The following is a 25880-nucleotide window of genomic DNA, read 5'->3' on the forward strand; positions in this document are numbered from 1 at the left end:
CCTCAATGCCTCTTGAGGTTTTAGCGTTGCCCGCATGACGTTCACCGCAGCTGAGATCGCGTTCATGAATCACGCGGACCTGGGCAGGCTGGCCACCATCCAGCCTGACGGCACGCCGCAGAACAGCCCGGTCGGTTTCTCCTACAACCAGGAGCTCGGCACCATCGACATCGGCGGCTACGAGATGGCGAAGAGTCGCAAGTTCCGCAATCTGCGCAGCAATGACAAGGTGGCGTTCGTCGTCGACGACATCACCTCCCACGATCCGTGGCGGGTGCGCTGCCTGGAGATCCGCGGCACCGCAGCACAAGCCGAATCCGACGGTGCCGCGATCATCCGTGTGAGGCCCCAGAAGGTGATCAGTTTCGGGATCGACGACCAGAAGACCGAACCCCACGATCTGGTCGTCCACGTTCGGAATGTGGACGCACCGGCTAGGGATTCCGGTGTAGTTGGTCACGCTGAGATTGACCAACTGCACCCGAGTCACTAGAGAGCCGGCGCTGAACCGCCAGTGCCGCAAGCGCTCCCGACTCATTGACCGCCAGATGTGCCAGCATGGGCGCGGCGAGACTGCCCGACGTCGCGTACAGCCATGAGAAGACCCAGCCGGCAGCCCCGGTGACGAGAACCGTGCCGGGTACCGAGTGCCCGGCCGCGCGGGCGTCGGGCACATGGGACAGCCCGAACACCGCGGCCGTGAACAGCCGGCCGGCCACGTCACCGAACGCACTGTCGGCGAGCGTGCCCAGCGCCGCGCGGTAGGCCACCTCCTCTGACCACACCGTGCCGAAGGGAATGTGCAGCAGCAGCCACCTGCCCGGCGCGTCGGGGAGGTCACGTTCGGCCATGCCGTCGCGTACCGCGGGGATCGCGGCACCCCCGGCGACGGTGAGCAGCACGGGCGCGGCCGCGACGGCGCCCCAGCCCAGCCCCCGCCACAGCGCCGGCGGCGACAAGCCCAGCTGCGCCCTGCTCAGCGACGCGACCGCGACGCCGAACACCGCCTGCGGCAGCGGGTTCCATCGCGGCGGAATCCGCGGCGTCACCCAACTCCACCCGATCAGGATCGCGGCGAGTGCTGCTGCCCTGGGCCGGTCGCCCACTAGTAGTCGCCGTCCTCGGATTCAGTCTCGGTCAGCGCGATCCGGATCCGCTCGGTGTCGGCCTGCGTCCAGCCGGCGGGCGGCGCGACGCCCGCCCAGCCGTCCAGGATGAAGTCGCCGTAGTTGTGGCCGTGCCCACCCGGCGCCGATGCCGCGTTCGTCATGTCGGCGGCGACCTGCCAGAAGGTGATGATCGGATACCACCGCATGGACGCCGTGCGATCGCGCCCCGGCGGTTCGGAGAGCCAGTCGGGGCGAGAGAAGAGCAGATCCTGCGACCACCAGACGATCGGGTCGGACGAGTGCTGCAGGAACAGCACGCGGGAGCCCTCCCACGGCGGTGCCGAGTCTTCGGCGATCTGCGCCGCATCGTTGCCCTGCGAGAAGCGCACGGTCCGGCCGTTGTCGTAGCGCGGTTCCACCTCCGGTGTGCCCGGGTCACGGCGCACCGTGATACCGCGCCACAGCGGACTCGCGTTGGGCGGCCCGACCCACAGCACCGACGAGAAGCCCATCCGAGAGATGTCGGGCAGCCAGTCGAAGGCGCCCTGACCGGCCATCGAGCCCAGGCTCTCGCCGTAGAGCAGCAGCCGCGGACGGCGGTCGGGAGGCAACCGCACCCACCGGTCGTGGACGGCGTCGATCAACATCCGCCCGGCATCCATGGACTTCTGTTGGTCACCGAGAAACGAGATCCAACTGGGCAGATACGAGTACTGCGATCCGACGATCGCGGTGTCGCCGTTGTACATCATCTCCAGCGACCTGGACGCGATCGGATTGATCCACCCGGTGCCCGTGGTCGGAGCAATGACGAGCACCTCGCGGTCGAAGGCTCCGGTGCGTTCGAGTTCGCTGAGCAGCACCGCCATTCGCGCCTCGTCGGTGTCGGCGGTCTGCAGGCCGACGTACACGCGGATCGGCTCCTCGGCGGGCCTGCCGTTGATGCGGGCCAGTTCGTCGGCGTGCGGACCACTGGACACGAAGTTCCTGCCCTGGAAGCCGAGGGTGTCCCACGCCGCGAAAGACTCTGGACTTCCTGATCTTTCGGGCTCTTCGGGTTGGACGACACCAGCACGCGTGGTGGTGTTCTGCGGCTGGAAGATCCGGTTGGCGCCGGCGAGAAATCCGCGCAGCAGGACGCCGTTGACGAGCGTGATCACGAGAACGACCACGACGGCGGTCCCGATGAGCAACGCCATCTCGTCCGAAAGCCGCCAGCGCCGGATGAGGTAGCGCGCCATGGTCTTGATGAGATCGATCAGCACCCGGGTCGTCGCGACACACAGCGCGCCAACCGCGATCGCGACGATCAGCAGGCGCAGGTAGGTCGATGTGCTCGGCCCGTCCACGCCCATCAGCGCCGACACCTGGCGCTGCCACGCCGCCGCCGGGATCACCATCAGCACGCACGCACTCGCCGAGACGACCACGGTGACGGACTTCAGCGCATAGGACACCGCGGGCGGCGGTGGCCACCATCGCCGGTTATCGAGCACGAACCGGCGCAGCATCCTCTCGATGAACACGCCGATGCCGTAACCGATTGCGGCGTTCAGGCCGCCGATCAATCCCTGGAACAGCCAGTCGCGTGGGAGCAACGAAGGAGTCAGCGACAGGCAGAAGAAGAGCGCGCCGAGCGCGACACCGGTGAAATCCAGGCGTAGCAGGCGCCACGCCCAGAGGTAGCTGGGGCGCTTCTCGGTGTCGCTCGCCGTCACCCGAACAACCTGGGCAGCACGCCTTCCGACGTGCGCCGCAACTCCTCAAGGGTCACGGTGAACTGTCCCTGCACCTCGACGGAGGGTTCGCCACCGTCCGGGCCCTGGTCGACCACCCCGATGCGGGTGGCGGGCAGTCCGCGCGCCTCACACATCGCGGTGAAGCGACTCTCCTCGGTGCGCGGCACCGCCACCAGCACCCGGCCGGCGGATTCGGAGAAGAGCGTCACAAACGGATCGACGCCGTCTTCGGGAAGTACGATGCGGCAACCGGTTTCGCCGGCGAGGGCGGCCTCGACGACGGCCTGCATCAGGCCGCCTTCGGACAGGTCGTGCGCCGCCGACACCAGGCCGTCGCGTGAGGCCGCCGTCAGCACGTCGGCCAGCAGCCGTTCCCGCTCCAGGTCCACCTTGGGTGGGACCCCACCGAGATGGTCACCGGTGACCTGGGCCCAGATCGAGCCGTCGAACTCGTCGCGGGTGTCGCCCAGCAGGATCAGGGTCTCCCCCGGCTCGTTGCCGAAGCCGGTGGGAATGCGCCGCTTGACGTCATCGATGACACCGAGGATGCCGACGACGGGGGTCGGCAGAATCGCCGTCGTACCCGTCTGGTTGTAGAAACTGACGTTGCCGCCGGTCACCGGGATACCCAGTGCCGCAGCACCATCGGCCAGCCCGCGGACCGCCTGCGAGAACTGCCACATCACCCCGGGATCTTCGGGCGAACCGAAGTTCAGGCAGTTGGTCACGGCGGCCGGGGTGGCGCCGGTGACCGCGACATTGCGGTAGGCCTCGGCGAGTGCCAGCTGGGCGCCGGTGTACGGGTCGAGGGCGGTGTAGCGCCCGGACGCATCGGTCGAGATCGCGATGCCGCGGCCGGTCTCCTCGTCGACGCGCAGGACTCCGCCGTCGGCATGCTCGGCCAGCACGGTGTTACCGCGCACGTAGCGGTCGTACTGCTCGGTGATGAACGCCCGGCTGCACAGGTGGGGACTGCCGAGCAACGCGAGCAGCGTCGAGCGGAGCTCGTCACCGGTGGTCGGGCGCTTCAGTCGCGCCGACGTGTCGGCGATGAGCGCGTCCTGGGTGTCGGGTCGCTGCACGGGCCGCTCGTAGACCGGGCCTTCGTGCGCAACGGTGCGTGGCGGCACGTCGACGACGGTCTCCCCGTGCCAGGTGATCTCGAGCCGGTTGCCATCGGTGACCTCACCGATGACGGTCGCCAGCACATCCCATTTGCGGCACACGTCCATGAACGCGTCGACGTTGTCGGGGGTGACGACCGCGCACATCCGTTCCTGCGACTCGCTGGACAGGATCTCGGCCGGGGTCATGTACTTCGCCCGCAGCGGGACCTTTTCCAGGTGGATCGACATCCCGCCGTCGCCCGCTGCAGCCAATTCTGATGTGGCACAAGCCAGTCCGGCACCGCCGAGGTCCTGGATGCCGACCACGAGGTCGCCCGCGTAGAGCTCCAGGCAGCATTCGATGAGCACCTTCTCGGTGAACGGGTCGCCGACCTGCACGCTGGGCAGTTTCTTGCGGCCGGCGCCGGATCCCGACTCGTCGCCCCCGAACGTCTCCGACGCCAGCACCGAGACCCCGCCGATGCCGTCCAGACCGGTGCGCGCGCCGAACAGGATGATCTTGTTGCCCGCGCCCGACGCGAACGCCAGCTTCAGGTCTTCTTTGCGCAGCACTCCGACACACAGCGCGTTGACCAGAGGGTTGCCCCCGTAGCTCGCGTCGAACACCGTCTCGCCGCCGATGTTCGGCAGTCCCAGCGAGTTTCCGTAGCCACCGACTCCGCGCACCACGCCGTCGACGACGCGGCGGGTGTCCGGGGCATCGGCAGCACCGAACCGCAGCTGGTCCATCACCGCCACCGGGCGCGCACCCATCGCCATGATGTCGCGCACGATGCCGCCGACACCGGTGGCGGCACCCTGGTACGGCTCGATGTAGGACGGGTGATTGTGGGACTCCACCTTGAAGGTGGCCGCCCACCCGTCGCCGATGTCGACGACACCGGCGTTCTCACCGATACCGGCGAGCATGGTCTCGCGCATCTTCTCGGTGGTGGTCTCGCCGAAGTAGCGCAGATGCACCTTCGAGGACTTGTACGAGCAGTGCTCGCTCCACATCACCGAGTACATGGCCAGCTCGGCGTCTGTGGGCCGCCGCCCGAGAATCTCGCGGATCCGCTCGTACTCGTCGTCCTTGAGCCCGAGCTCCCGGAAGGGCTGCGGTTGGTCGGGAGTGGCGGTCGCCCGCTCGACGGTGTCTACCTCATGGTTCAGCCCGGACGTCACCGAGACATTCTAGCCAGCGCCCGCGCTCAACCTCCGGCGACGCAGAAGGCGTTGCCCTCGGGGTCGGCGAGCACCACCCATTCGAACTCGGGTCCGAAGCTGTTCCGGCCGGTCTCCGTCGCGCCGAGGCCGGTCAGCCGCGCCACCTCGGCCTCTTTGTCCGCCGAATGGAAATCCAGGTGCACCTTGTTCTTACCCGGTGTCGGATCGGGGACCCGCTGAAACCCCAGCGCCGGGCGCCCCTCGCTGGTGACCATCACGAATTCACCTGGGGCCACGGCATTCACATCTCCACCCGCCGCCTCGGCCCACCAGCCGGCGAGCGCGTCGGGATCCACACAGTCGAAGGTGATCATCTCCACTTTCAGTGCCATGGGCCGACCCTAGGTCAGGCCGGTGACAGAAAAGCCGCAAGTGCCGCCGAATAGTCGGCGACGTCGGCGGCGCCCATCACCTCGCGCGCCGAATGCATCGCCAGCTGCGCGGCCCCGACGTCGACGGTCGGGATTCCGGTGTTCGCCGCGGTCATCGGACCGATCGTCGAGCCGCAGGGCAGATCGGCACGGTGCTCGTAGCGCTGCAGGTTCACCCCGGCTTGTGCACAGGCCAGGGCGAACGCGGCGGCGGTCCGGCCGTCGGTGGCGTACCGCAGGTTGGGCTGCACCTTGAGCACCGGACCCGCGTTGACCTCGATGAGGTGGCCGGGCTCGTGCCGGTCCGGATAGTTCGGGTGAGTGGCGTGCGCCATGTCTCCCGACGCGACCATGGAGGTGGGCAGCCGCCGCAGAAAGTCCTCACGGGTACCGCCCGCGGCCAGGGTGATGCGCTCCAGGACGGTGAGCAGCAGCTCGGACTGGGCGCCGTGGTCGGACTGCGACCCGACCTCTTCGTGATCGAAGAGCACCAGCACCGGCACCACACCCGCGTCCGCCGGGGCTGCCAGGAAGCCCTCCAGCCCCGCGTAGCAGGTCGCCTGGTTGTCCAGCCGGGGCGCGCTGACCAGGTCGTCGTCGACCCCGACCAGCCGTGACGGGGTGATGTCGTGGGTCATCAGGTCGAAACCGAGCACGTCGTCGACCGGGACCCCGCCCCGCTCGGCGACGTAGGCCAGGAAGTTGCGCGGGCCGCCGCCAACTCCCCACACCGCGTTGACGTGGCGTTGCGGGTTCAGCTCCACACCCTTGCGGTCCTCGGAGAGGTGAATGGCCAGCTGCGGTACCCGCAGGATCGGCTCGTCGACCCGCACCAGTGTGTGCCGGATCGTGGTGTCCTCGCGGACCGACAAGCGGCCGCTGACGCCCAGATCCCGGTCCAGCCACGAGTTGAGCCAGGCGCCGCCGTAGGGCTGCAGCGCGACCGTCTGCCAGCCCGAGATGAACCGGTCGGGGTGCTGTTTGACGCGCAGATTGGGGCTGTCGGTGTGGGCACCGACGATGCGGAACGGAAGGGCACGGCCACCTTCGTTCTGGTCGCCCGACCGCCACGCGATCAGCGATCCTGCGCGCACCGCGAAGTGGTCGCCGCCGGCGGGCCACGGGTCGCTTTCGGACAGTTCGGTGAAGCCGGCACCCCGGAGCCGGTCCGCGGTGGTGCGGCACACGTGGAACGGCGACGGCGACGCGTCGATGAACTCGCAGAGACCCTGGGGGCTAGCTGGCATCTTTCCATCTTGAAGGGTCAGCACGTTGATCTTGACGCTAGGGTCCAGATGTGCCTCGCCCGCAGCCCATTCTGACGCCGCTGACGCCGGCCGCGATCTTCCTCGTGGCGACGATCGACGACGGCGGAGAGGCCGTGGCGCACGACGCGCTCGCGGAGTTGACGGGGCTGGTCCGCGCCGTCGGCTTCCGGGTCCCGGATGCGCACCTGACGATGGTGGCGGGCATCGGCTCGACCGCCTGGGACCGGCTGTTCTCGGGTCCGCGGCCGGCGCACCTGCACCGGTTCGTCGAGTTCACCGGCGAGCGCCACCATGCGCCCTCGACACCGGGCGATCTGCTGTTCCACATCAGGGGTGGGTCACTCGATGTCTGCTTCGAACTCGGCGGCCGCATCCTGTCGTCGATGGCTGGTGCGGTGACCGTGGTCGACGAGGTGCACGGGTTCAAGTTCTTCGAGCAGCGCGATCTGCTGGGGTTCGTGGACGGGACCGAGAACCCGGACGGTCCCGACGCGGTGGCCGCGGTACAGATCGGTGACGACGACCCGGACTTCGCCGGCGCCAGCTATGTGCACGTGCAGCGCTACACCCACGACATGGATGCGTGGAATGCGTTGAGCGTCAACGAGCAGGAGCTCGTCATCGGGCGCACCAAGCTCGAGGACATCGAGCTCGACGACGACACCAAGCCCGCGAACTCGCATGTGGCGCTCAACACGATCACCGATGTGGACGGCAACGAGCTGGCGATCGTGCGGGCCAACATGCCGTTCGGCACGCTGGGGAGCGGGGAGTCGGGCACGTACTACATCGCCTACTCCGCCGACCCGGCGGTCACAGAGCGGATGCTGGCCAACATGTTCGTCGGCGATCCGCCGGGCAACACCGACCGGATCCTGGACTTCTCGACCGCCCAGACCGGGTCGATGTTCTTCGTGCCCACGGTCGACTTCCTCGACGATCCGCCGCCTGCGCCCGCCGCCACTCCCGAAATTTCCTCTGCACCAACGGTGTACAACGGTTCGCTGCCGATCGGCAGCCTGAAAGGACAGCCGCAATGAACAACCTGTATCGGGAGTTGGCACCGATCACCGATTCCGCGTGGGCGGAGATCGAGCAGGAGGCCACCCGCACGTTCAAGCGCCACATCGCGGGCCGCCGTGTCGTCGATGTCAGCGATCCGGGCGGCCCCGTCACCGCGGCGGTGAGCACCGGCCATCTGGTTGATGTCCTCCCGCCCGGCGACGGCGTGGTCGCCCACCTGCGCGATGCGCGACCGCTGGTGCGGCTGAGGGTGCCGTTCACCATCAACCGGGTCGACATCGACGATGTGGAGCGCGGGTCGCAGGATTCGGACTGGGATCCGGTCAAGGACGCGGCCAAGAAGTTGGCGTTCGCCGAGGACAGGGCGATCTTCGAGGGGTACGAGGCCGCGCACATCAGCGGTATCCGCAAGTCGAGTTCGTGCCCGAATCTCGCGCTTCCCGAGGATCCCCGCGAGATACCCGACGTCATCAGCCAGGCCCTCTCGGAGCTGCGGCTGGCCGGTGTCGACGGCCCGTACAGCGTGCTGTTGTCGGCCGATGTCTACACGAAGGTCAGCGAGACCACCGCGCACGGCTATCCGATCCGCGAGCACCTGAACCGGCTCGTCGACGGCGACATCATCTGGGCCCCGGCGATCGACGGCGCATTCGTGTTGTCCACGCGCGGCGGCGATTTCGATCTGCAGCTGGGTACCGACGTGTGCATCGGCTATCTGTCGCATGACGCCGAGACCGTCCAGCTGTACCTGCAGGAGACGCTGACGTTCCTGTGCTACACCGCGGAGGCCTCGGTCGCCCTCAGCGCCTAGCCGCCACTCCCCCAGCGCGAGCGCGCGTGTCTGCGGCCGACACGCCGCGCAAATCGCGAAGTGTGCGCACGCTCGCGGAGCGCGACAGCGGCGATTCAGCCCGGGGCAACCAAAGAGAAGATCGTGTCGTTGGTGCGCTGGATCAGCGCCGTGCCGACCTTCCAGATGTCGGTGATCTCATCGGTTCCCGACCCCGGTGTGGACCACAGGATCTCACAGGTCGTGAGGTCGACCGCTTGTGCCAGGATTCCGTCCCCACGGGTCACGGCCACCTCGCCGTCTGAGCCGATGTAGTCAAACCCGAGGTTTCGACTTGCACATGTCTTGCCCTTCTCCCCGGTGCGCAGATCGAATTCCTGCCATTCTCGGTTCAACCGGTCATCGGCGATGAAGAGCCGGGAGCCGATCAGCCGAGCGTTCGGCGACGAGTCCGTCCGAGGAATCTCCAGAAGCTGCCGGCCGCCGAGGGTGAGTGCCCGATAGGTCGACTGGGTCTTGATGATCGGGATGTCGAGCGAGCGGTTCTCGAGGTCTTCGGCTTCGACAGGTTCACCACGCCGGCGGCCCGAATCGTCGAAGAACCCCACGAAGTCCTGGCTTGGGCCAGCGCTGTACTCGTAGCCGAAGCCATCTGGATAGACAACGGCACGCCGTTTCAGAGCGTCCTGTGGCAGCGACGGGTTGGTGATCGTGCCGTCGACGGTGGAGAACACCACGTCGCCACCCTGGCCGCCGCCCTGGACCGCCAGCACGGACCGGGGGGTGTCGTGCTCCCAGAAGGCGAACTGTGCTGGCAGGATTCCGTCGCCGGGGACGAACCACGTCAGCTCGCCGCGGGGCCCGACGCCGTGGACACCCTCGCGTTCAACAGTCGCGACAACTCGATCTCCGATTTGCTCTAGGAGCGGATGATTTTGTGCCCGAGAGATTTTGACCGCTGACGGTCCTTCATGGACCACTGACCCAGTGTTGGTGTCAACCACCCATGCCGTTGCCGGCACGTCGAGATCGGGCCCCTGTCTCACGCACAGGACGTCCGGCGCCCCGTTGACATAGCAGTTGAAGCTCGTTGCGTCACCGCCTGCTCCGAAAAATATCGGCCCGAATGCCCGCTGGCCTGTGGTGACGTCCACTGCGAAGAGCCACCGGCCCTGTCTGGCGATGCCGACAAAGACGCCACGATCGCCGATGTTCCCGATCGGTTTGACGCTGGTGCCTGCAGGGAGTTGCAGATCGGCGGCAGACAGCGTCCACCCCGACACCGGTTGTTCGCGCATCGACGATGCGAGCAGGGTCTGCTCGGGTAGATCCGGTGGTGCGGGTCCGGGACCGGACGTCACCTGACTGGTGCAACCAGCGGCGGCCATCGCCGTCACCACCGAGCAGGCCAACCACTTTCGCAGCACGCAGCTCTTCACCATGGGTCAGCCAAGCGCCTGGCTGCTCGCCCGTCGGCGAGTTCGTCGCGACACTCCGGGCACTTCCAGTAGAAGCGAACCAGTTTGCGCACCGCGCGTCCGCCTGGGGTGTACCAGTCCGAGGCCAGCGTCCGGGTACGTCCGTCGGACGTCGTCACATATGTGCTGCCCTCGAAAAGAAGCCACGGCTTATGCCTGGGACGGTCGGCGACGTCCGACAATTCATCCCACCCGCATTCCCCGCGGGACCAGGCATCTCCAACCTCGAAACCCTTGGTGGTCAGCCGGAGGTACCCCACCCCGCCCTGGGTAGCGATGCGCCACAGGCTGGGCAATCCGAGGATCGCCGCGGCAATGCTCGCCAGCCCGAGCCACCTCTGGTCGCCTGCGAGGCCGGGAAGTTCTGCGATCCCTGATGACGCGCAGATTCCGTACAGCAGCAGAGCGGCAAAGGCGGCGAGAGTCCCGACCAAGGTCACCGTGCTCACTTTCGGATCCGGCCGCAACAGCGTGCCACCATCGTTGTACTCGACTCTCGGCGAGACCTTTCCCATCGCCACGATCACCCTCTGCGCCAGCACTCCGAACGCGAAGACAGCGAACCCGATGGCGACGAACATCGACGGGTAACGGCCTTGGTCGAGCAGCTGCAAAGCCCACAAGGTGCTGAACATTCCGACCCCACCGAACATCACGGTCACCACAGCGACTGCACTCACGGGCTTCACTTCGGACAGAGCACCTCCCCCACCACTGAGCCGACGTATCCGAACGCCCAGGAACCACCCAAGCTACCGACGAAGGCTCCCACCGGGCCAAAGGCCGCGCCGCCGACCCCTGCCGTGGCGATACTGCCCACTGTGCCGAATGTGCCCGAGACGCCGGCAACGCACGCGTCGTGCAGAGTCTCCGCCGACACCATGTTGTAGGCCATCGTGGCAAGGCCGATCGCCGGCCCGCCCCACTTCGCGCCCGTCTTGACCTTGTCGAGCTCTGCAGACGTCAGAGCGGGAATGCCCTGCCCCGCTTTTGTTTCCAATCGCGAGAGCGCACCTCCCGCCAGGGTCGGCAGCGGGTCGGTGAAGAATTCGTCCGGAAGGACGCTCTCCCTGCCGTCTGCCGTGATGCAACTGCCGGTACGGACACCGTCGGCTGTCTCCGTCATGGTGATCGTCGTGCCGTCCGCCCACGACACGTGCGTCTTGATGCCGCCGTCCTCGAACGGAGTTGTCATGGTTTCGGAGATCCAATTACCGTTCTTGTCGCTGTGCAGGACCCGCGTCGTTCCCGCCGGGTAGACCTGCTGACTGGGCAGGCCCTGGTCGACGTACTCGGTGGCGACCTGGGTGCTGCCGTCCATCATCGTGTAGGTCGTCACCCGGTTGCCGTCTCGATCCTCCGTGTCGGTGATGTCGCGGACGGTGGTGGCCATGTCCTGCGCTCGGGCGACTTCCTGGAACGTACGGCCGTCCTCCTCGGCGGGGCTGGGCACGTCATCGGTCGGCATGGGAAATGCACCGGGAGAGACGTAGCCGGCGACGTCGCTGTTGATCCCCTCCTCGGAGATCGCGGCCACTACTCTCATCGAGGTGGTCTCGTCGGCCTGATCGACGGCAATGACGAGCGGGTTGAGTTGAGCCTGAGCGGATTTCGCCTGCTTCTCCAGCTCGGCGGCTCGCGCGGCCGACATTCCGGCCGGATCGATCATCACGACCCACTGGTCGCTGACGTTCAGTGGTCTGCTCTCGATCTCGGCCGCTTTGGCGAGCGCAGCGGTGCGGGCACCACCGATTGCGGTGGCGCCGTAGGACAGTGCAGCAGCCACCATCTCGGCGTAATCCTTGAATGCCGACGACCTGTCGGTCGCGCGGCGGAACATGTCCGCAGCAGCTCGATGGGCGCCACCAGACCAACCGTCCGCCTCCGGCATCCTGTCGATGTCGTCGTCGAGTGCACGGACATTCCGGTAGATCGCTGCGCCTGCCGAACGAATGGCCTCTGCCGACGTCCCCAACGACTCGGGATTCCAGCCCTGCAACCGCGACCGCGATGGAAGCATCTGTCAGAACAGTGTCGTGAAGTTGCCTGCCAGACTCTCGTCGGTCACTTCGTAGGAGTCTCCTGCGCCACGCACCGCACCACCCATGGCTGTGATGTCGTCCAAGAGGTCTGCGGCGATCGCGCCCAGGCGCTCGCCAACGTGTCGGGCCGACCACTGCGTTGCCGAGCCGGGTAGTCCGTCGGCGCCGCTGGTGGCGGTGGCGCCGACATCAAGACCTTGCAATTCGGCTGCCGTGGTCTCCACCTGCGCGGCAAATGCGCGCAACAAGTCCGGATCAACTAACACCGTTCCCCCAGGTAGGTTCGTCGAATTTCGAACCTAACACCGGTCAGCGCAGGGTCAGGACACCAAAACCGCGTCCAACGCGGAGTAGAACAGGCCGAGTCCGTCGTCGGACGGGCCGGTCAGCGCCTCGGTGGCGTGCTCGGGGTGCGGCATCAGGCCGACGACGCGGCCGTTGGCCGAGCTGACGCCGGCGATTCCGCGCATCGAGCCGTTGAGGTTCTCGCGATACCGGAAGACGACGCGGCCTTCGCCCTCGAGCTCGTCGAGGACGTCCTCGCTGGCGACGTAGCGGCCCTCACCGGACTTCAGCGGCACCAGCAGGTCGGCGCCCTGCTCGTAGCGCGACGTCCACGCGCTGGTGTTCGAGGCGACTTCGAGCCAGGTGTCGCGGCAGATGAAGTGCAGTCCGGCGTTGCGGGTCAGCGCCCCGGGCAGCAGGCCCGCTTCGCACAGGACCTGAAAGCCGTTGCAGATGCCCAGGACCGGCATGCCCTTGCCCGCCGCCTCGACGACTTCGCCCATGACCGGCGCGAACCGCGCGATGGCACCACAGCGCAGGTAGTCACCGTAGGAGAATCCGCCGGGGACGACGACGGCGTCGACGCCTTTCAGGTCGGCGTCGGCGTGCCAGAGGTTGACCGGTTGCCCGCCCGCCAGCCGGACCGCGCGAGCGGCGTCGATGTCGTCGAGAGTGCCCGGAAATGTGATGACGCCCACGCGCGCGGTCATGACTGGCCCTCCCTGGTGACGGTCCAGTCCTCGATCACCGTGTTGGCCAGCAGCGATTCGGCGATCTCGGCGAGCTTGTCGTCGTCGATGTCGCCGTCGACCTCCAGCTCGAATCGCTTGCCCTGCCGCACATCTGAGATTCCGTCGAACCCGAGTCGACCGAGTGCGCCTACGATCGCCTGACCCTGCGGGTCCAGGATCTCGGTCTTCGGCATGACGTTAACCACCACTTTTGCCACGGCGATCACTCTACCTGCGGTGACTCCGACGACGCGTCACCGGCACGAGCCCAGGTAGGCCGCGCACAGCGGGAGCGCCATCGCGTCCAGCACCTCGGCGTCGGGCGGCACCCCGCGCCACTCGACCGCCGACGGCAGCGTCGTCCACAGGGCCAGCTCGACCAGAGAGCTGCTCGCCGGATCTGCCAGCAGGTAGGCGTGCATCACGCGTCGGCCCGCGTCGCTGATCACCGTGGCCAGCGACAGGGAATCGCCGGTGGTGATCGACGGGGACACCGCGGGAGCCGTGAGGTAGCAGGACGCCAGCGCCATCCGGGCCCATTCGAGCGTTTCCAGGGCGTCGCGGCCGCCGGTGACGGTGTCGCCCCGCCAGTGCAGAACCTGCGCCGACAGGTTCCACTGCCCGGGCGGGTTGCGCACCTCGGCCCGGGCGGCGACGGCGTAGTCACGCGGGTCCTCTTCGCGGCCGGGGCTGGCACACCACGACTCGAATTCGAACCGGGGTGCCTTCGCGGTGGCGGCGACCCCGTCGAGGCCGGGCCAGCGGTACACCGGGAACAGCGGGATGGATCCGGTCTCGATCCACGCCGAATCGGGGATCGCATCGCACGCCGGCGGGCAGAATCCGGGCACCGCGTGCGCTGCGGCGGGCCCCACCACCAGCCCATGCACCGCCATGGCCAGCGCGAACAACATTCGCACGTACACCTGCACCCCCACACCTGCCCCTGAGCGCCACACTATAGGGATGCAGCTCACACATTTCGGCCATTCTTGCCTCCTGGCGAGCTTCACCGACGGCTCCACCGACACCACGGTGCTGTTCGACCCGGGGACGTTCTCGCACGGCTTCGAGGGCATCTCCGGCCTCACCGCGATCCTGATCACCCATCAGCACCCTGATCACGCCGACACCGATCGATTGCCCGCGCTGCTGGAGGCCAATCCGCAGGCCGCCCTGTACGCCGATCCGCAGACCGCGGCACAGCTCGGTGCGCCGTGGCAGCCGGTGCACGTCGGGGATCAGCTCTCGATCGGCCATCTGACGGTGCGCGGTGTCGGCGGCACCCATGCGGTGATCCACCCGGAAATCCCTGTGATCGACAACATTTCGTATCTCGTCGGCGACGGCGACCATGCCGCGAAGCTGATGCATCCCGGTGACGCGCTGTTCGTTCCCGGCGAGCCGGTCGAGGTACTCGCGACGCCGGCCGCGGCGCCGTGGATGAAGATCTCCGAAGCGGTCGACTACCTGCGCGCGGTGGCCCCGGCGCATGCCGTGCCGATCCACCAGGGCATCGTGGCCGAGGCCGCCCGGCCGATCTTCTACGGTCGGCTGACCGAGATGACCGACACCGATTTTCAGGTCCTGCAGCCGGAGTCCGCGACGGAATTCTGACCGGTGAGCGGGGTGTCCTGGCGTGTCGCGCGTCTCAGCCGACGGCTTTGGCCGCGGCGCGACCGGCCGCCCGGCCCGAGAACACGCACCCGCCGAGGAACGTACCCTCCAGCGAGCGGTAGCCGTGCACGCCACCGCCGCCGAAGCCGGCAGCCTCACCCGCGGCATACAGGCCCGGAAACACCGAGCCGTCGCTGTGCAGCGCTCTGGCGTCCAGGTCGGTTTCCAACCCGCCCAACGATTTTCGGGTCAGGATGTGCAGTTTCACTGCGATCAGGGGTCCCGCTTTCGGGTCGGTGAGACGATGCGGGGCCACCACCCGGCTGACGCGGTCGGCCAGGTATTCCCGTGCAGCCCGGATGGCGGTGATCTGGCCGTCCTTGGTGAATCGATTGGCCACCTCGCGGTCCCGCGCAGTGACCTCCGCCTCGACGACGTCGAAGTCGAGCGGCTGCACATCGGGGACCGCGTTCATCTTGGTCACCAGGTCGCGAAGGTTGTCGGCGGTGACGAAGTCCACGCCCCTGTCGACGAACGCATGCACCGGTGCCGGTCCTTTGCGGGCGCGTTCCAGGACGCCCCTGATACTGCGGCCGGTCAGGTCGGGGTTCTGTTCCTGGCCCGACAGCCCGAATTCCTTGTCGATGATGCGGGAGTTCAGGACGAACCACGTGTAGTCCTGCCCGGTCTGGGCGATGTACTCCAGCGTGCCCAGCGTGTCGAATCCGGGGTACAGGGGCACGGGGAGCCGGTGGCCGTACGCATCGAGCCACAGTGAGGACGGCCCCGGAAGGATCCGGATGCCGTGCCGGGGCCAGATGGCGTCGTAGTTGGTGATCCCTTCGGTGTAGTGCCACATCCGGTCCTTGTTGATGACGCTGGCACCGGCGGTCTCGGAGATCTCCAGCATTCGGCCGTCCACGTGCGCGGGTACGCCGCTGAGCAGTTGCTGCGGCACCCGGCCCATGCGCTCGGGCCAGTACTTGCGGACCAGCTCGTGGTTGCCCCCGATACCGCCGCTGGCCACGATGACCGCCTGAGAGCGGAACTCGAACTCTCCTATCGTGTTTCGCGAGGACGGGGCGCCGCGCACAGCGGCCGACGGCTCCAGCACGGCCCCGCGCACGCCGACCGTCTCGCCCCCTTCGACGATAAGCTCGTCGACGCGGTGCCGATGCGCGAAGCGGACACCGGCGACGCCGGCCAGCCGGCGCGCGAAGATGTCGACGAGTGCGGGTCCGGTCCCCCAGGTGAGGTGGAATCGTGGCACCGAGTTGCCGTGACCGAGGGCGCCGTAGCCGCCGCGTTCGGCCCACCCCACCAGGGCGAAGGTCTGCAGTCCGCGGTCGCGCAGCCAGCTGCGCTTCTCTCCCGCCGCGAAATCGACGTAGGCGTGTGCCCACTGCCGGGGCCAGTGATCCTCCGGCCGGTCGAAGCCCGCCGAACCCAGCCAGTCCTGCAACGCCAGCTCGTGGCTGTCCCGGATTCCGAGTCGCCGCTGTTCAGGGCTGTCGACGAAGAAGAGACCGCCGAACGACCAGAACGCCTGGCCGCCTACGTTGGCGTCGTTCTCCTGGTCGACGATCAGGACCGTGCGGCCCCGGTCGACGAGCTCGCAGGCGGCCACCAACCCGGCCAGTCCCGCGCCCACCACGATGACATCAGCGTCAGCCATCACCACAATGTAGCGATGGGCGTCCTCATGCGGCGTCAGTCAGCGCAGGTCGGCTCTGCCACTCGTAGACCGCGGGCACGCACGAATGCAGGAGCGCCAGGTCGACGGCGTCCAGCATGGCCTGCCGCGGTCCGGGACGGCGCAGATGACGCGCGGCGACGGCGACCCGGACGATGCCGTCGCGTCGTGCGGTGCGTTCCGCCGACAGCACCAGCGTGCGGCACCACCACGGTTCGGTCAGGAAACCTTCGCCGATTCCGAGCACCCGCGCCCGGACGGTGTCGTGACGTACCAGGTCGGTGATCCCCGCCAGCCCGGCCAGTAGGCGGAAGCCGTTGCGCGGCAACGCCGTCATCGCACCCTGAGAGACGTTCCAGCCCGGCGCGGCGAACAGCCGGGTGCGCAGTCCCAGGTGTTCGAGAATGCGGTCGGCAGCCATCAACCTCAGATTCGCCTCGTGCGCGGGCAGTGTCGCGAACTCACCACGGCGTGCCGTGGTGGCGGCCTCGTCGAAGCCGTTCAGCACGATGGCATCGCCGTCGATGCGCTGTTCGACGAGCCAGTCGACGGTCGCAGGGTCGCTGTCGAGCCGGTACCCGCCCTTGAGCCGGGGCGCCACCAGGAACGACGCGGGAACCCCGCGGTCTTCGAGTTGCGTCCGGAACGTCGCGACGTCGGCCAGCGTACGGTCGCTGATCCCTGAGATCGAGACGATGAGTTGTCCTGCCACCTGGCCAGTCTCGCAACGTCAGATGTACTGATGGTGGACAACACTCCGCGCCCAGGTGTCCGTTCGGCTATCGCGGCAATACGGCTTCGATCGCCGAGATCACCTCGGGGTCCGTCGGTTCGGTGCGCGGGCGGAATCGCCTGCTCACCTGTCCACCGGGGGCGAGCAGGAACTTCTCGAAGTTCCATTGCACGTCGCCGGCCTCCCCGGCATCGTCGGCGGTCTTGGTGAGCTCGGCGTAGAGCGGATGCTGACCTGGGCCGTTGACCTCCACCTTCTCCAGCAGCGGAAACGTCACTCCGTACGTGGTGGAGCAGAACGCCTGGATCTCCTCGGCGCTGCCCGGTTCCTGCCCCATGAACTGGTTGCACGGCACACCGATCACCGTCAGGCCGCGGTCGGCGTAGTCCTTCGCGAGCTGTTCCAGCCCGGTGTACTGCGGCGTGAGGCCACATTTGGAGGCGACGTTGACCACCAGTGCGGCGCCGTCGGCCAACTCGGCCAGCGTCGTGGGGCGACCGTCGAGCGTGGTGAGCGGAATCTCGGTGAGTGCGGCGTCAGTCATGAGGCTGACGCTACTCGCGGCCGCCGTCGGCGATCAGCCCAGGTGTGAACAGCATCCGTGCCGCACGCTCGGCGGCGTCGACCGGATCGGTGTCGGTGTCGATCGCCTCGTTGAGCCACAGCATCGCGAATCCATGCACCAGCGACCATGCAGCCAGCCCAGCGGATTTCGGATCCGCGGCGGCGCGCGGGTCCTCCAGCGTTCCGACCCCGGCGGCAAGTTCTTCCCCGGCCGCAGCCTGGGCGGCGACGAGTTCGGCGTTGTCGGGATCGACCAGCGACCGGTCGAACATCACCTCGTAGTGGCCGGGATGGTCGACCGCAAAGCCCACGTATGCCCTTGCGGCGTCGACGAACTCGGGCCTCGCCTGGGCCAGCGCGGCTGCCAGCAGCCGCCAGCCCTGGGCGGCCAGCGCGGTGAACAACCCTCGCCGGTCGGTGAAGTGGTGCGCAGGCGCTGCGTGTGAAACACCCGCGGCACGGGCCAGTTCACGCAGCGACACCCCGTCTGCGCCCCGTTCGGCCACCAGGGTGGCGGCCTGCGCGAGGATGACGGCCCGCAGGTCGCCGTGATGGTAGGTGCCCCTAGTCATCTGGACGTCAGCCGGAGTGCTGGGCCTTCGCGACGTCCAGCAGCCACGCGTACTGGAACGCGGCTTCCTTCCACCGCTCGTACCGTCCGCTGATGCCCCCGTGCCCGGCGTTCATCTCGGTCTTGAGCAGCACCTTACCTGACCGATCGGCCTCGCCGTTCTGCGCATACCGAAGTGCGGCAACCCATTTGGCCGGCTCGACGTAGTACACCCTGGTGTCGTTGAGCGACGTCATCGCCAGGATCGCCGGATAGTTCTTGGATTCGACGTTCTCGTAGGGCGAGTACGACTTCATGTAGGCGTACACCTCGGGGTCTTCCAGCGGATTGCCCCATTCGTCCCATTCGGTCACCGTCAGCGGCAGCGACGGATCCAGGATGGTGGTCAGCGGGTCGACGAATGGCACCGTGGCGAGGATGCCCGCGAACAGGTCAGGCGCCATGTTGGCCACCGCGCCCATCAGCAGACCGCCCGCGCTCCCGCCGTAGGCGACCAGATTCTCGGGCCTGGTGACGTCGGTTCCGACCAAATGGCTTCCGACCGCGATGAAATCTGTGAAGGTGTTGCGCTTCTCCAGCATCTTGCCGTGCTCGTACCACGGCCGGCCCAGCTCACCACCGCCGCGGACGTGCGCCACCGCATAGATCATTCCGCGATCGAGCAGCGACAACCGCGCGATCGAGAACCGTGGATCCTCACACGACTCGTAGGCGCCGTAGCCGTAGAGCAGCATCGGCGCGGGTCGCTGCACATCGGCGCGGTGGATGATCGAGATCGGTACCCGCGCACCGTCGGGTGCCACGGCCCAGTCGCGGCGCTCGACGTAGTCCTCGGGCCGGTAGTCGCCGAGCACCGGCTGTTCCCGCAGCAGTGTCCGCTCGCCGGTGCCCAAGTCGAGATCGTAGATACGGACCGGCGTCACGAACGAGGTCGCCCCGATCCGCAGCTTGGGTGCGCTCCAGTTTGGGTTCGCCGAGAGCCCCACTGACATCAGCTCGGAATCGAACGTGATGTCCTGGGCCTGCCCGTATCCCGTCGCGTCCAGGGGCCAGAGCTGGATGCGGGGCAACGCATCCTTGCGGTAGCTGACCACCAGGTGGCGGTCGAACGCGTCGACGGAGTCGAGTCGGACGTCGGCCCGGTGTTCGATCAGGGTTCGGACATCCGTGGGATCGGTGACCGGCGCCTCGACGAGCGTGAAGTTCTCGGCTCCGTCGTTGTGCAGGATGAGGAACTGGTCCTCGCCGCCGACCACGGCGTGATCGACCGAGTACTCGACTGAATCCCGCCGCGGCCACACGACGGTGAACTCAGCCTGACCGTCCGCCGCGTCGGCGTAGCGCATCTCCGACGTCACGGCGCTGCCTGCGGCAATGAAGACGTACTTGTTGCTGCGCGTGCGTCCTACGCCGACCCAGTACTTCTCGTCGGGTTCGTGATAGACGCGTTCGGCGGCGACACCCGAGCCGAGCCGGTGCCGCCACACAGTGTCCGGTCGCCAGGCGTCGTCGACGGTGACGTAGTAGATCGTGTGGTTGTCGGCCGCCCAGGTGGCGCCGGCGCCGATGCCGACGATCTCGTCGTCGTAGCGCTCTCCGGTCCTCAAGTCCTTGAACCGCAGCGTGTACCGCTCGTCACCTTTGACATCCACCGAGTAGGCCAGGATGTTGCCGTCGACGCTGACCGAGGCGGCACCCAGCGAGAAGAAGTCATGGCCCTCGGCCTCGACATTCTCGTCGAGCAGCACCTGCTCGCCGGGGACCTCGGTGTTCTCGTCGAACTGCGGCGGCGTCCAGTCATCGGGATCGGTGACCGGGCAACGGCACTGCACGCCGTACTGCTTGCCCTGGAAGCTGCGTCCGTAGTACCACCAGTCGCCCCGACGGGTGGGTACCGAGAGATCGGTCTCCTTGGTGCGGGCCTTGATCTCGTCGAAGATCTTCTGCCGCAACGGGGCCAGACCTTCGGTCACCTGCTCGGTATAGGCGTTCTCCGCCTCGAGGTAGTCGGTGACGTCGCTGCTGTCCTTGTCCCGCAGCCATTCGTACGGGTCGATGAAGACGTCCCCGTGGTGTTCGCGGCGGGTCTCCACCCGCTTGGCCACCGGCGCCGTAACTTCACCGCTCACGCGGTTCCTCCAATCCAGTCATCGAACCGCAAACCCGAAATACGTTCATAAGCTTCGATATAGCGCGCCCGTGTGGCCTCGGCGATCTCCGAGGGCAGCGGCGGTGGCGGGGTGTTCCCATGCCGGTCCCAGCCGGAGTCCGGTCCGGTGAGCCAGTTGCGCACGAACTGTTTGTCGAAGCTGTTCTGCACCTGCCCCTCGACGTAGTCCTCGGCGTTCCAGTATCGCGACGAATCCGGCGTGAAGACCTCGTCGGCCAGGGTCAAGGTGCCGTCGGTGCCGACGCCGAACTCGAACTTCGTGTCGGCGACGATGATGCCCTTGCTTTGCGCATGTTCGGCGCCCTCGCTGTAGGTCCGCAAGGTGAGTCGGCGCAGCTCGTCGGCGCGCTCGGCGCCGATCAGCTCGACGACGTCGTCGTAGGTGATGTTCACATCGTGCTCGCCGAGATCGGCCTTGGTCGCCGGAGTGAACAACGGTTCGTCGAACCGGCTGGCCTCCACCATCCCGGACGGCAACGCGATCCCGCAGACCGCGCCGGTCTTCTGGTAGTCGATCAAACCCGACCCGGTCAGGTAGCCGCGCGCGACGGCCTCGACAGGGAGCATGTCGAGCTGTCTGACCACCAGCGCCCGGCCCAGCACCTCCTCGGGAATCCGCTCGTCATCGGGAGGTCCCGCCAGATGATTGGGCACCGTCAGGTGGCCGAAGAAGAACACGCTCATCGCGGTCAGGACGCGGCCCTTGTCCGGGATCTCCGAGTCGAGAATGTAGTCGTAGGCCGAAATCCGGTCCGTCGCGACGAACAACAGATGTTCGTCGTCGATTCGGTACAACTCACGAACCTTGCCGCTGGCCAGATGCTGGTAGTCGGACAGAGCGGGACGCATCGGGCCAGCCTATCGGTCTGCCGGTAGCCGACCAGTGGGGACAGGGCGAGCGAAGCGACGGGAAATCACGACAGGGGCGAGCGAAGCGACGGGGAAACACGACAGGGCCGAGCGAAGCGACGGGAAGACGTGCTGTGATCGATCACATGAAATCTCGGTGGGTCCCCTACGCCACGACGCCAGGCCGGCTGTTATGGCAGCTGGTCAGCGACGTCGTGGTCATCAGCTGGACGGTCATCTGGGTCTGGATCGGTGTCGCGGTGCACTCGGCGATCTCCACGGTGGCCGAGTTCGGCTACCAGCTGGAGGGCGGGGCCAACGGCGTCGCAGGCAACCTCGACAATGCCGGGAACAGCGCCGACGACGTCCCGCTGGTCGGAGGCGCGCTCGCCGGCCCCCTTCGGGGAGCGGGCGACGCCGCCAGGGAGATCGCCGGGGCGGGCCAGTCGTTGGGTGTGACGGCGGGCTGGCTGGCCTGGCTGCTGGCGCTGGCCGTGGCCGCCCCACCGATTCTCGCGCTGATGATGCCGTGGCTGTTCCTGCGGGTGCGATTCTTCCGCCGCAAGTGGACTGCCGTGACGCTGGCGTCCACCTGGGCGGGCGAGCAACTGCTGGCGTTGCGGGCATTGGCCAACCGGCCGTTGCCCAAGCTTGCGGCTGTCAGTTCCGACCCGGTGGGTGCGTGGCGCAATCAGGATCCGATCGCGATCCGCGGGCTGGCGGCTCTGGAGCTGCGGGCATCCGGCATCCGGGCGGCGAACCTCAGGCGCCCGCAGCCCGACTAACGACCCGTCGCGCCGTCGATCTGCTCGCGCAGGATGTCGAGATGGCCGGCGTGGCGCGCCGTCTCCTCGATCATGTGGGCCAGAGCCCAGCGCATCGTCGGTGGCTCGCCTTTGCGGGCGGGGCGCGCACACGGCTGCGTCACATCCGCACAGGCCGCGATCGCCTCGTTCGCCCGTGCCACCGAGTCCTGGTAGTCGGCGATCACCGAGGCCACGGTGTCCTCGGCGGTGGCATGAAACGTCGCAGGCCAGTTGGCGTCCTCGCCGAGAAACATGAACCGCTCCACGTACGCGAGGTGTCTGACCAGACCCAGACAATTGGTTCCCGACGCCACCCCGGCCGTGCGTACCGCGGGCTCGGGCGCCCCGTCGAGCTTGTCCACGACCGCGTGCCGCAGGTACTCGAGAAAACCGACCAGCGTGTCTTTTTCGGAGCCGCCGGTGGACGGTGGCGGGGTATCGCGCATTACTTGAGCAGCCGCTTCAGCGTGGTACCGAACGGGTGCCGCGCGGTGAGCGACCCGAAGCGGACCTTCCCGGTGACGACGACGTGCAGTTGCCGCGACGGCGGGCTGGTCGTCACCTTCACCGAGGTGGACGAGCCGACATTGCCGACGCCGTTGAGGTCGGCGGTGGCGCCGTCGGGAAGGACCAGTTCGGTCGAGCTGAAATAGTCGTCGACGTCGATGTACACGACCGGGCCCTGCACCACCGCCGAGGTGAAGTCGAGAGTGGTGGAGCACATCCGGGTGACCAACCGCAGCCGCGGCGGGACCGTCCATTGCCCCTTGCGGGAGATGCTCGACATCCAGCTACTCAGCAGCGTCGGCGGCGGGGGCGCAGGCTGCGTGCGGACGTGGGGCAGGTCGGCGATGACGGTGTCCAGTTCACGGCGCGTGCGTGCCCCGATCACGACGTCGACCCGCTCGGTGTACTCGTCGAGCGTCAGCATGCCCTGTCCCACGGCATGCTCGAGGATCTGTGTCACCGCGGCGCGGTCGGCGTCCGACGCCCTGAGGTCGGGTTGTCGAGAGTCCATCAGTCCGAGCTTAAACGGCTGGCTGGAGCTCGACCACCAGGTGCCGAATGCCTGTGTGCCGGTTACTGCGGGTCCATTCCACCGGCCTGCTCAGTTCCACCGCCGCGTACCGGTCCAGGATCTCCTCGAAGATCACCCGCAGTTCCAGCCGGGCCAGGTTGGCACCCAGGCAGTAGTGCACTCCTTGACCGAATCCCAAGTGCGGGTTCGGTTTACGGGCGATGTCGAAGCGATCGGGGTCGACGAACACCGCGCCGTCGCGGTTGGCAGAGCCCTCCCACACCAGGACTTTCTGGCCGGGTTCGATCAGGTGGCCACCGAGGGTCGCCGGCCGGGTTGCGGTGCGCCGCTTCGACGGTGACGGCGAGGTCCACCGCACCATCTCCTCGATGGCCGTCGGCAGCAGATCGCGATCCTCGCGCAACGCCCGGTAGGCGTCCGGGTTCTCGATCAGCGCCAACAGCCCGCCGGCGATCGAGTTGCGGGTGGTCTCGGCGCCCGCGCTGAACAGCAGGTTGAAGAACAGGTAGCTCTCGATGTCCGACAACTCGGGATCGGCGGAGTTGACGACCACCGAGAGCATGTCGTCGCTGGGCTCGGCCCGCTTGGCGGCGATCAGCTCCTGGCCGAAGGTGAACATCCGTGAGCCGGCCTCTTCCACCGACATCCTGGTGATCGACGCCTTGCGCGAACCGCCGAAGTCGAAGCTCGGCTCGATCGCCTCGAACAGCCAATGCCGTTCGGACTCGGGCACTCCCAGCAGGATGCAGATCATCTGCATCGGCACCTCGGCCGCGATGTCGGTGACGAAGTCACAGGCTTGCGTCGGTGCGACAGCGTCGAGCAGGCGGCGCGCCCTGGTCCGCAGATCTTCCTCGACCCGGCGGATCATTCGTGGCGTCAGACCGGAGCTGACGAGCCTGCGCACCTCGCCGTGGCGCGGATCGTCCATCATGTTGAGCAGCTGACCCGCGATGGACAGGTCCTGCAGCAGCGTTCCGCCGAACGGCCGCTCGCCTCCGGTCACCGACGAATAGGTCTCCGGATCCCGAAACACCGCAAGGGTTTCCGCGTGCGTTGCCACCGACCAGAAGCCCTCGCCGTCGGGGGTGTTCTCGGTCGGCTCGTGCCAGTACACCGGCGCCTGCTCGCGATGCAGCGCGAACAGCTCATGGGGGAATCCGTGGGCGAAGTTGTCCAGATCGGTGAAATCGACCTGCGACAAGTCGACCGCTCCGACCGGGGAGGTCACAGGATCGCGCCCGAGGTGTACTTGGCGGCCTCGGGATAGCGGCCGATCAGGTCGTCGACCATCGCGACCACGCGGTCGATCTGATCTCCCGCCGAGCCGGTGAAGGCCTGCTTGTCGGCCAGCGCCGCGTCCAGCGCCACCCGGTCCAGCGGCAGGCGCGGATCGGCGGCCAGGCGGTCCAGCAGATCGGGCTCCGCACCACGTTCGCGCATCGCCAGGGCCACCGCCACCGCGTGTTCCTTGATGACCTCGTGTGCGGTCTCGCGGCCCACCCCGACCCGCACGGCGGCGATGAGGATGCGGGTGGTCGCCAGGAACGGCAGGTAGCGGTCGAGCTCACGCTGGATGACCGCCGGGTAGGCGCCGAATTCGTCGAGGACGGTCAGAATAGTCTCGGTCTGACCGTCGAGCGCGAAGAACGCGTCGGGCAGCGCCACCCGCCGCACCACCGAGCAGAACACGTCTCCCTCGTTCCACTGCGCCCCCGCGAGTTCGGCTGCCATGGAACCGTATCCGCGCAGAACGACCTGCAGACCGTTGACGCGCTCGCAGCTGCGCGTGTTCATCTTGTGCGGCATCGCCGACGAGCCGACCTGACCGGGCGCGAAGCCCTCGGTGACCAACTCATGGCCGGCCATCAACCGGATCGTGTGGGCCAACGACGACGGTCCGGCGCCCAGCTGCACGAGGGCTGACACCACGTCGTGGTCGAGTGAGCGGGGGTAGACCTGTCCGACGCTGGTGAAGACGTCGGTGAAACCGAGAAAAGCCGCGACCCGCTTCTCCAGTTCGGCCAGCCGGGCGGTGTCGCCGTCGAAGAGGTCCAGCATGTCCTGGGCGGTGCCCATCGGCCCCTTGATGCCGCGCAGCGGGTAGCGCGCGATGAGCTCGGCGACCCGCTCCAATGCCACCAGCATCTCCTCCGCGGCGGAGGCGAACCGCTTGCCCAGTGTGGTGGCCTGCGCGGCGACGTTGTGGCTGCGCCCGGCCATCACGAGGTCGCGGTAGAGGGCGGCCCGCTCGGCCAGCCGGGCGACGACGGCGACGCCGTGCGCGTGGACGAGCTCCAGCGAGCGCTTGATCTGCAGCTGTTCGACGTTCTCGGTGAGGTCGCGGCTGGTCATGCCCTTGTGCACGTGCTCGTGCCCGGCCAACGCGTTGAACTCCTCGATGCGGGCCTTCACGTCGTGCCGGGTGACGCGCTCGCGCGCGGCGATGGACGCCAGGTCGACGTTGTCCAGCACCCGCTCGTAGTCGGCGACCACCTCGTCGGGCACAGCTGAGTTCCCGGCGCCGAGTTCCATCTGGGCTCGCAGTACCGCAAGCCACAACCGCCGCTCGGCGACGATCTTCGCCTCCGGTGACCAGATCGCCACCATCTCCTCGCTGGCGTAGCGGTTGGCCAGGACATTAGGGATGCTCACGGGGCAATAGCTTA

General features: G+C 67.5%; 27 protein-coding genes. 5 read left to right on the top strand and 22 right to left on the bottom strand.

Going from position 1 to position 25880, the window contains the following annotated elements; all coding sequences use genetic code 11:
• The first annotated feature begins 34 nt into the window (after positions 1–34).
• A complete protein-coding gene (locus EL337_RS24235) occupies positions 35–493 on the top strand; it encodes a PPOX class F420-dependent oxidoreductase (RefSeq protein ID WP_048633589.1) in 459 nt (152 codons plus the stop codon).
• Here the strand turns inward: EL337_RS24235 and EL337_RS24240 are convergent.
• The 5 genes from EL337_RS24240 to EL337_RS24260 are packed head-to-tail and all read right to left on the bottom strand — an operon-like array spanning position 435 to position 6799.
• Positions 435–1106 (bottom strand): Rv0804 family intramembrane glutamic endopeptidase, encoded by a 672-nt coding sequence (locus EL337_RS24240; protein WP_048633590.1) that lies wholly within the window; start codon positions 1104–1106, stop codon positions 435–437. The genes EL337_RS24235 and EL337_RS24240 overlap by 59 nt on opposite strands.
• Positions 1106–2827: an alpha/beta hydrolase gene (locus EL337_RS24245; RefSeq protein WP_048633591.1), complete on the bottom strand. Its 1722-nt coding sequence runs from the start codon at positions 2825–2827 to the stop codon at positions 1106–1108. The genes EL337_RS24240 and EL337_RS24245 overlap by 1 nt, the downstream gene beginning before the upstream one ends.
• Positions 2824–5139 (bottom strand): phosphoribosylformylglycinamidine synthase subunit PurL, encoded by a 2316-nt coding sequence (gene purL / locus EL337_RS24250; RefSeq protein WP_048633592.1) that lies wholly within the window; start codon positions 5137–5139, stop codon positions 2824–2826. Before purL ends, EL337_RS24245 begins: the two co-directional genes overlap by 4 nt.
• A 26-nt stretch (positions 5140–5165) precedes the next feature.
• Positions 5166–5513, bottom strand: coding sequence for a VOC family protein (locus tag EL337_RS24255; protein ID WP_048633593.1), 348 nt, complete (start codon positions 5511–5513; stop codon positions 5166–5168).
• Between the two features lie 14 nt (positions 5514–5527).
• Positions 5528–6799 carry a M18 family aminopeptidase gene (locus EL337_RS24260; RefSeq protein ID WP_048633594.1) on the bottom strand — a complete coding sequence of 424 codons (1272 nt, stop codon included), beginning with the start codon at positions 6797–6799 and terminating at the stop codon, positions 5528–5530.
• A gap of 50 nt (positions 6800–6849) precedes the next feature.
• On the opposite strand from EL337_RS24260, the gene EL337_RS24265 reads away from it, so the two are divergent.
• Together EL337_RS24265 and EL337_RS24270 are read left to right on the top strand one after the other, a co-directional pair.
• Positions 6850–7860, top strand: coding sequence for a Dyp-type peroxidase (locus tag EL337_RS24265; RefSeq protein ID WP_048633595.1), 1011 nt, complete (start codon positions 6850–6852; stop codon positions 7858–7860).
• Positions 7857–8654 carry a family 1 encapsulin nanocompartment shell protein gene (locus EL337_RS24270; protein WP_048633596.1) on the top strand — a complete coding sequence of 266 codons (798 nt, stop codon included), beginning with the start codon at positions 7857–7859 and terminating at the stop codon, positions 8652–8654. The genes EL337_RS24265 and EL337_RS24270 overlap by 4 nt, the downstream gene beginning before the upstream one ends.
• A gap of 95 nt (positions 8655–8749) precedes the next feature.
• On the opposite strand, the gene EL337_RS24275 is transcribed toward EL337_RS24270, so the two are convergent.
• The 7 genes from EL337_RS24275 to EL337_RS24305 all read right to left on the bottom strand — a co-directional run bounded on the left by EL337_RS24275 (position 8750) and on the right by EL337_RS24305 (position 14089).
• The gene (locus tag EL337_RS24275; RefSeq protein ID WP_232786844.1) at positions 8750–9787 is read right to left on the bottom strand and encodes a 9-bladed beta-propeller domain-containing protein; all 1038 of its coding nucleotides are present in this window, start codon (positions 9785–9787) and stop codon (positions 8750–8752) included.
• A gap of 281 nt (positions 9788–10068) precedes the next feature.
• Positions 10069–10791 (bottom strand): hypothetical protein, encoded by a 723-nt coding sequence (locus tag EL337_RS24280; RefSeq protein ID WP_126316666.1) that lies wholly within the window; start codon positions 10789–10791, stop codon positions 10069–10071.
• Between the two features lie 5 nt (positions 10792–10796).
• Positions 10797–12131 carry a hypothetical protein gene (locus tag EL337_RS24285; RefSeq protein ID WP_048633599.1) on the bottom strand — a complete coding sequence of 445 codons (1335 nt, stop codon included), beginning with the start codon at positions 12129–12131 and terminating at the stop codon, positions 10797–10799.
• 3 nt (positions 12132–12134) lie between these two features.
• Entirely contained in the window at positions 12135–12419 is a 285-nt protein-coding gene (locus EL337_RS24290; RefSeq protein WP_048633600.1) for a WXG100 family type VII secretion target, read from the bottom strand.
• Between the two features lie 54 nt (positions 12420–12473).
• Positions 12474–13148 carry a phosphoribosylformylglycinamidine synthase subunit PurQ gene (purQ, locus tag EL337_RS24295; RefSeq protein ID WP_048633601.1) on the bottom strand — a complete coding sequence of 225 codons (675 nt, stop codon included), beginning with the start codon at positions 13146–13148 and terminating at the stop codon, positions 12474–12476.
• Positions 13145–13387 (bottom strand): phosphoribosylformylglycinamidine synthase subunit PurS, encoded by a 243-nt coding sequence (purS, locus tag EL337_RS24300; RefSeq protein WP_048633665.1) that lies wholly within the window; start codon positions 13385–13387, stop codon positions 13145–13147. Before purS ends, purQ begins: the two co-directional genes overlap by 4 nt.
• A gap of 36 nt (positions 13388–13423) precedes the next feature.
• Positions 13424–14089, bottom strand: coding sequence for a hypothetical protein (locus tag EL337_RS24305; protein WP_048633666.1), 666 nt, complete (start codon positions 14087–14089; stop codon positions 13424–13426).
• Between the two features lie 46 nt (positions 14090–14135).
• Between EL337_RS24305 and EL337_RS24310 the strand changes: the two genes are divergently transcribed.
• Positions 14136–14786: an MBL fold metallo-hydrolase gene (locus EL337_RS24310; protein ID WP_048633602.1), complete on the top strand. Its 651-nt coding sequence runs from the start codon at positions 14136–14138 to the stop codon at positions 14784–14786.
• A 34-nt stretch (positions 14787–14820) separates the two neighbouring features.
• Here the strand turns inward: EL337_RS24310 and EL337_RS24315 are convergent, their stop codons facing one another.
• From EL337_RS24315 to EL337_RS24340, 6 genes are all read right to left on the bottom strand, one after another.
• A complete protein-coding gene (locus tag EL337_RS24315) occupies positions 14821–16461 on the bottom strand; it encodes an FAD-binding dehydrogenase (RefSeq protein ID WP_048633667.1) in 1641 nt (546 codons plus the stop codon).
• A 25-nt stretch (positions 16462–16486) separates the two neighbouring features.
• Positions 16487–17191, bottom strand: coding sequence for a DUF2334 domain-containing protein (locus tag EL337_RS24320; RefSeq protein WP_048633603.1), 705 nt, complete (start codon positions 17189–17191; stop codon positions 16487–16489).
• Positions 17192–17258: 67 nt separating this feature from the next.
• Positions 17259–17756, bottom strand: a complete 498-nt coding sequence (locus EL337_RS24325; protein ID WP_048633604.1) for a glutathione peroxidase — start codon at positions 17754–17756, stop codon at positions 17259–17261.
• Positions 17757–17766: 10 nt separating this feature from the next.
• Complete coding sequence (locus EL337_RS24330; protein WP_048633605.1) at positions 17767–18348, bottom strand: TetR/AcrR family transcriptional regulator; 582 nt, start codon at positions 18346–18348, stop codon at positions 17767–17769.
• A 7-nt stretch (positions 18349–18355) separates the two neighbouring features.
• Positions 18356–20476 carry a S9 family peptidase gene (locus EL337_RS24335; RefSeq protein WP_048633606.1) on the bottom strand — a complete coding sequence of 707 codons (2121 nt, stop codon included), beginning with the start codon at positions 20474–20476 and terminating at the stop codon, positions 18356–18358.
• Positions 20473–21366 carry a phosphoribosylaminoimidazolesuccinocarboxamide synthase gene (locus EL337_RS24340; RefSeq protein WP_048633607.1) on the bottom strand — a complete coding sequence of 298 codons (894 nt, stop codon included), beginning with the start codon at positions 21364–21366 and terminating at the stop codon, positions 20473–20475. Before EL337_RS24340 ends, EL337_RS24335 begins: the two co-directional genes overlap by 4 nt.
• A 146-nt stretch (positions 21367–21512) precedes the next feature.
• On the opposite strand from EL337_RS24340, the gene EL337_RS24345 reads away from it, so the two are divergent.
• The gene (locus EL337_RS24345; protein WP_048633668.1) at positions 21513–22151 is read left to right on the top strand and encodes a hypothetical protein; all 639 of its coding nucleotides are present in this window, start codon (positions 21513–21515) and stop codon (positions 22149–22151) included.
• Here EL337_RS24345 and EL337_RS24350 read toward each other — a convergent pair.
• From EL337_RS24350 to purB, 4 genes are read right to left on the bottom strand one after another with little or no spacing between them, the layout of a single operon-like run.
• Positions 22148–22618 (bottom strand): DinB family protein, encoded by a 471-nt coding sequence (locus EL337_RS24350; protein ID WP_048633608.1) that lies wholly within the window; start codon positions 22616–22618, stop codon positions 22148–22150. The genes EL337_RS24345 and EL337_RS24350 overlap by 4 nt on opposite strands.
• Complete coding sequence (locus EL337_RS24355) at positions 22618–23190, bottom strand: DUF1707 SHOCT-like domain-containing protein (protein ID WP_048633609.1); 573 nt, start codon at positions 23188–23190, stop codon at positions 22618–22620. The genes EL337_RS24350 and EL337_RS24355 overlap by 1 nt, the downstream gene beginning before the upstream one ends.
• 10 nt (positions 23191–23200) lie before the next feature.
• On the bottom strand, positions 23201–24442 hold the full coding sequence (locus EL337_RS24360) for a cytochrome P450 (protein ID WP_048633610.1): 1242 nt from the start codon (positions 24440–24442) through the stop codon (positions 23201–23203).
• A complete protein-coding gene (gene purB / locus EL337_RS24365) occupies positions 24439–25866 on the bottom strand; it encodes an adenylosuccinate lyase (protein ID WP_048633611.1) in 1428 nt (475 codons plus the stop codon). The genes EL337_RS24360 and purB overlap by 4 nt, the downstream gene beginning before the upstream one ends.
• Positions 25867–25880: the final 14 nt, after the last annotated feature.

The organism is Mycolicibacterium aurum (assembly GCF_900637195.1).
Taxonomy (GTDB): domain Bacteria; phylum Actinomycetota; class Actinomycetes; order Mycobacteriales; family Mycobacteriaceae; genus Mycobacterium; species Mycobacterium aurum.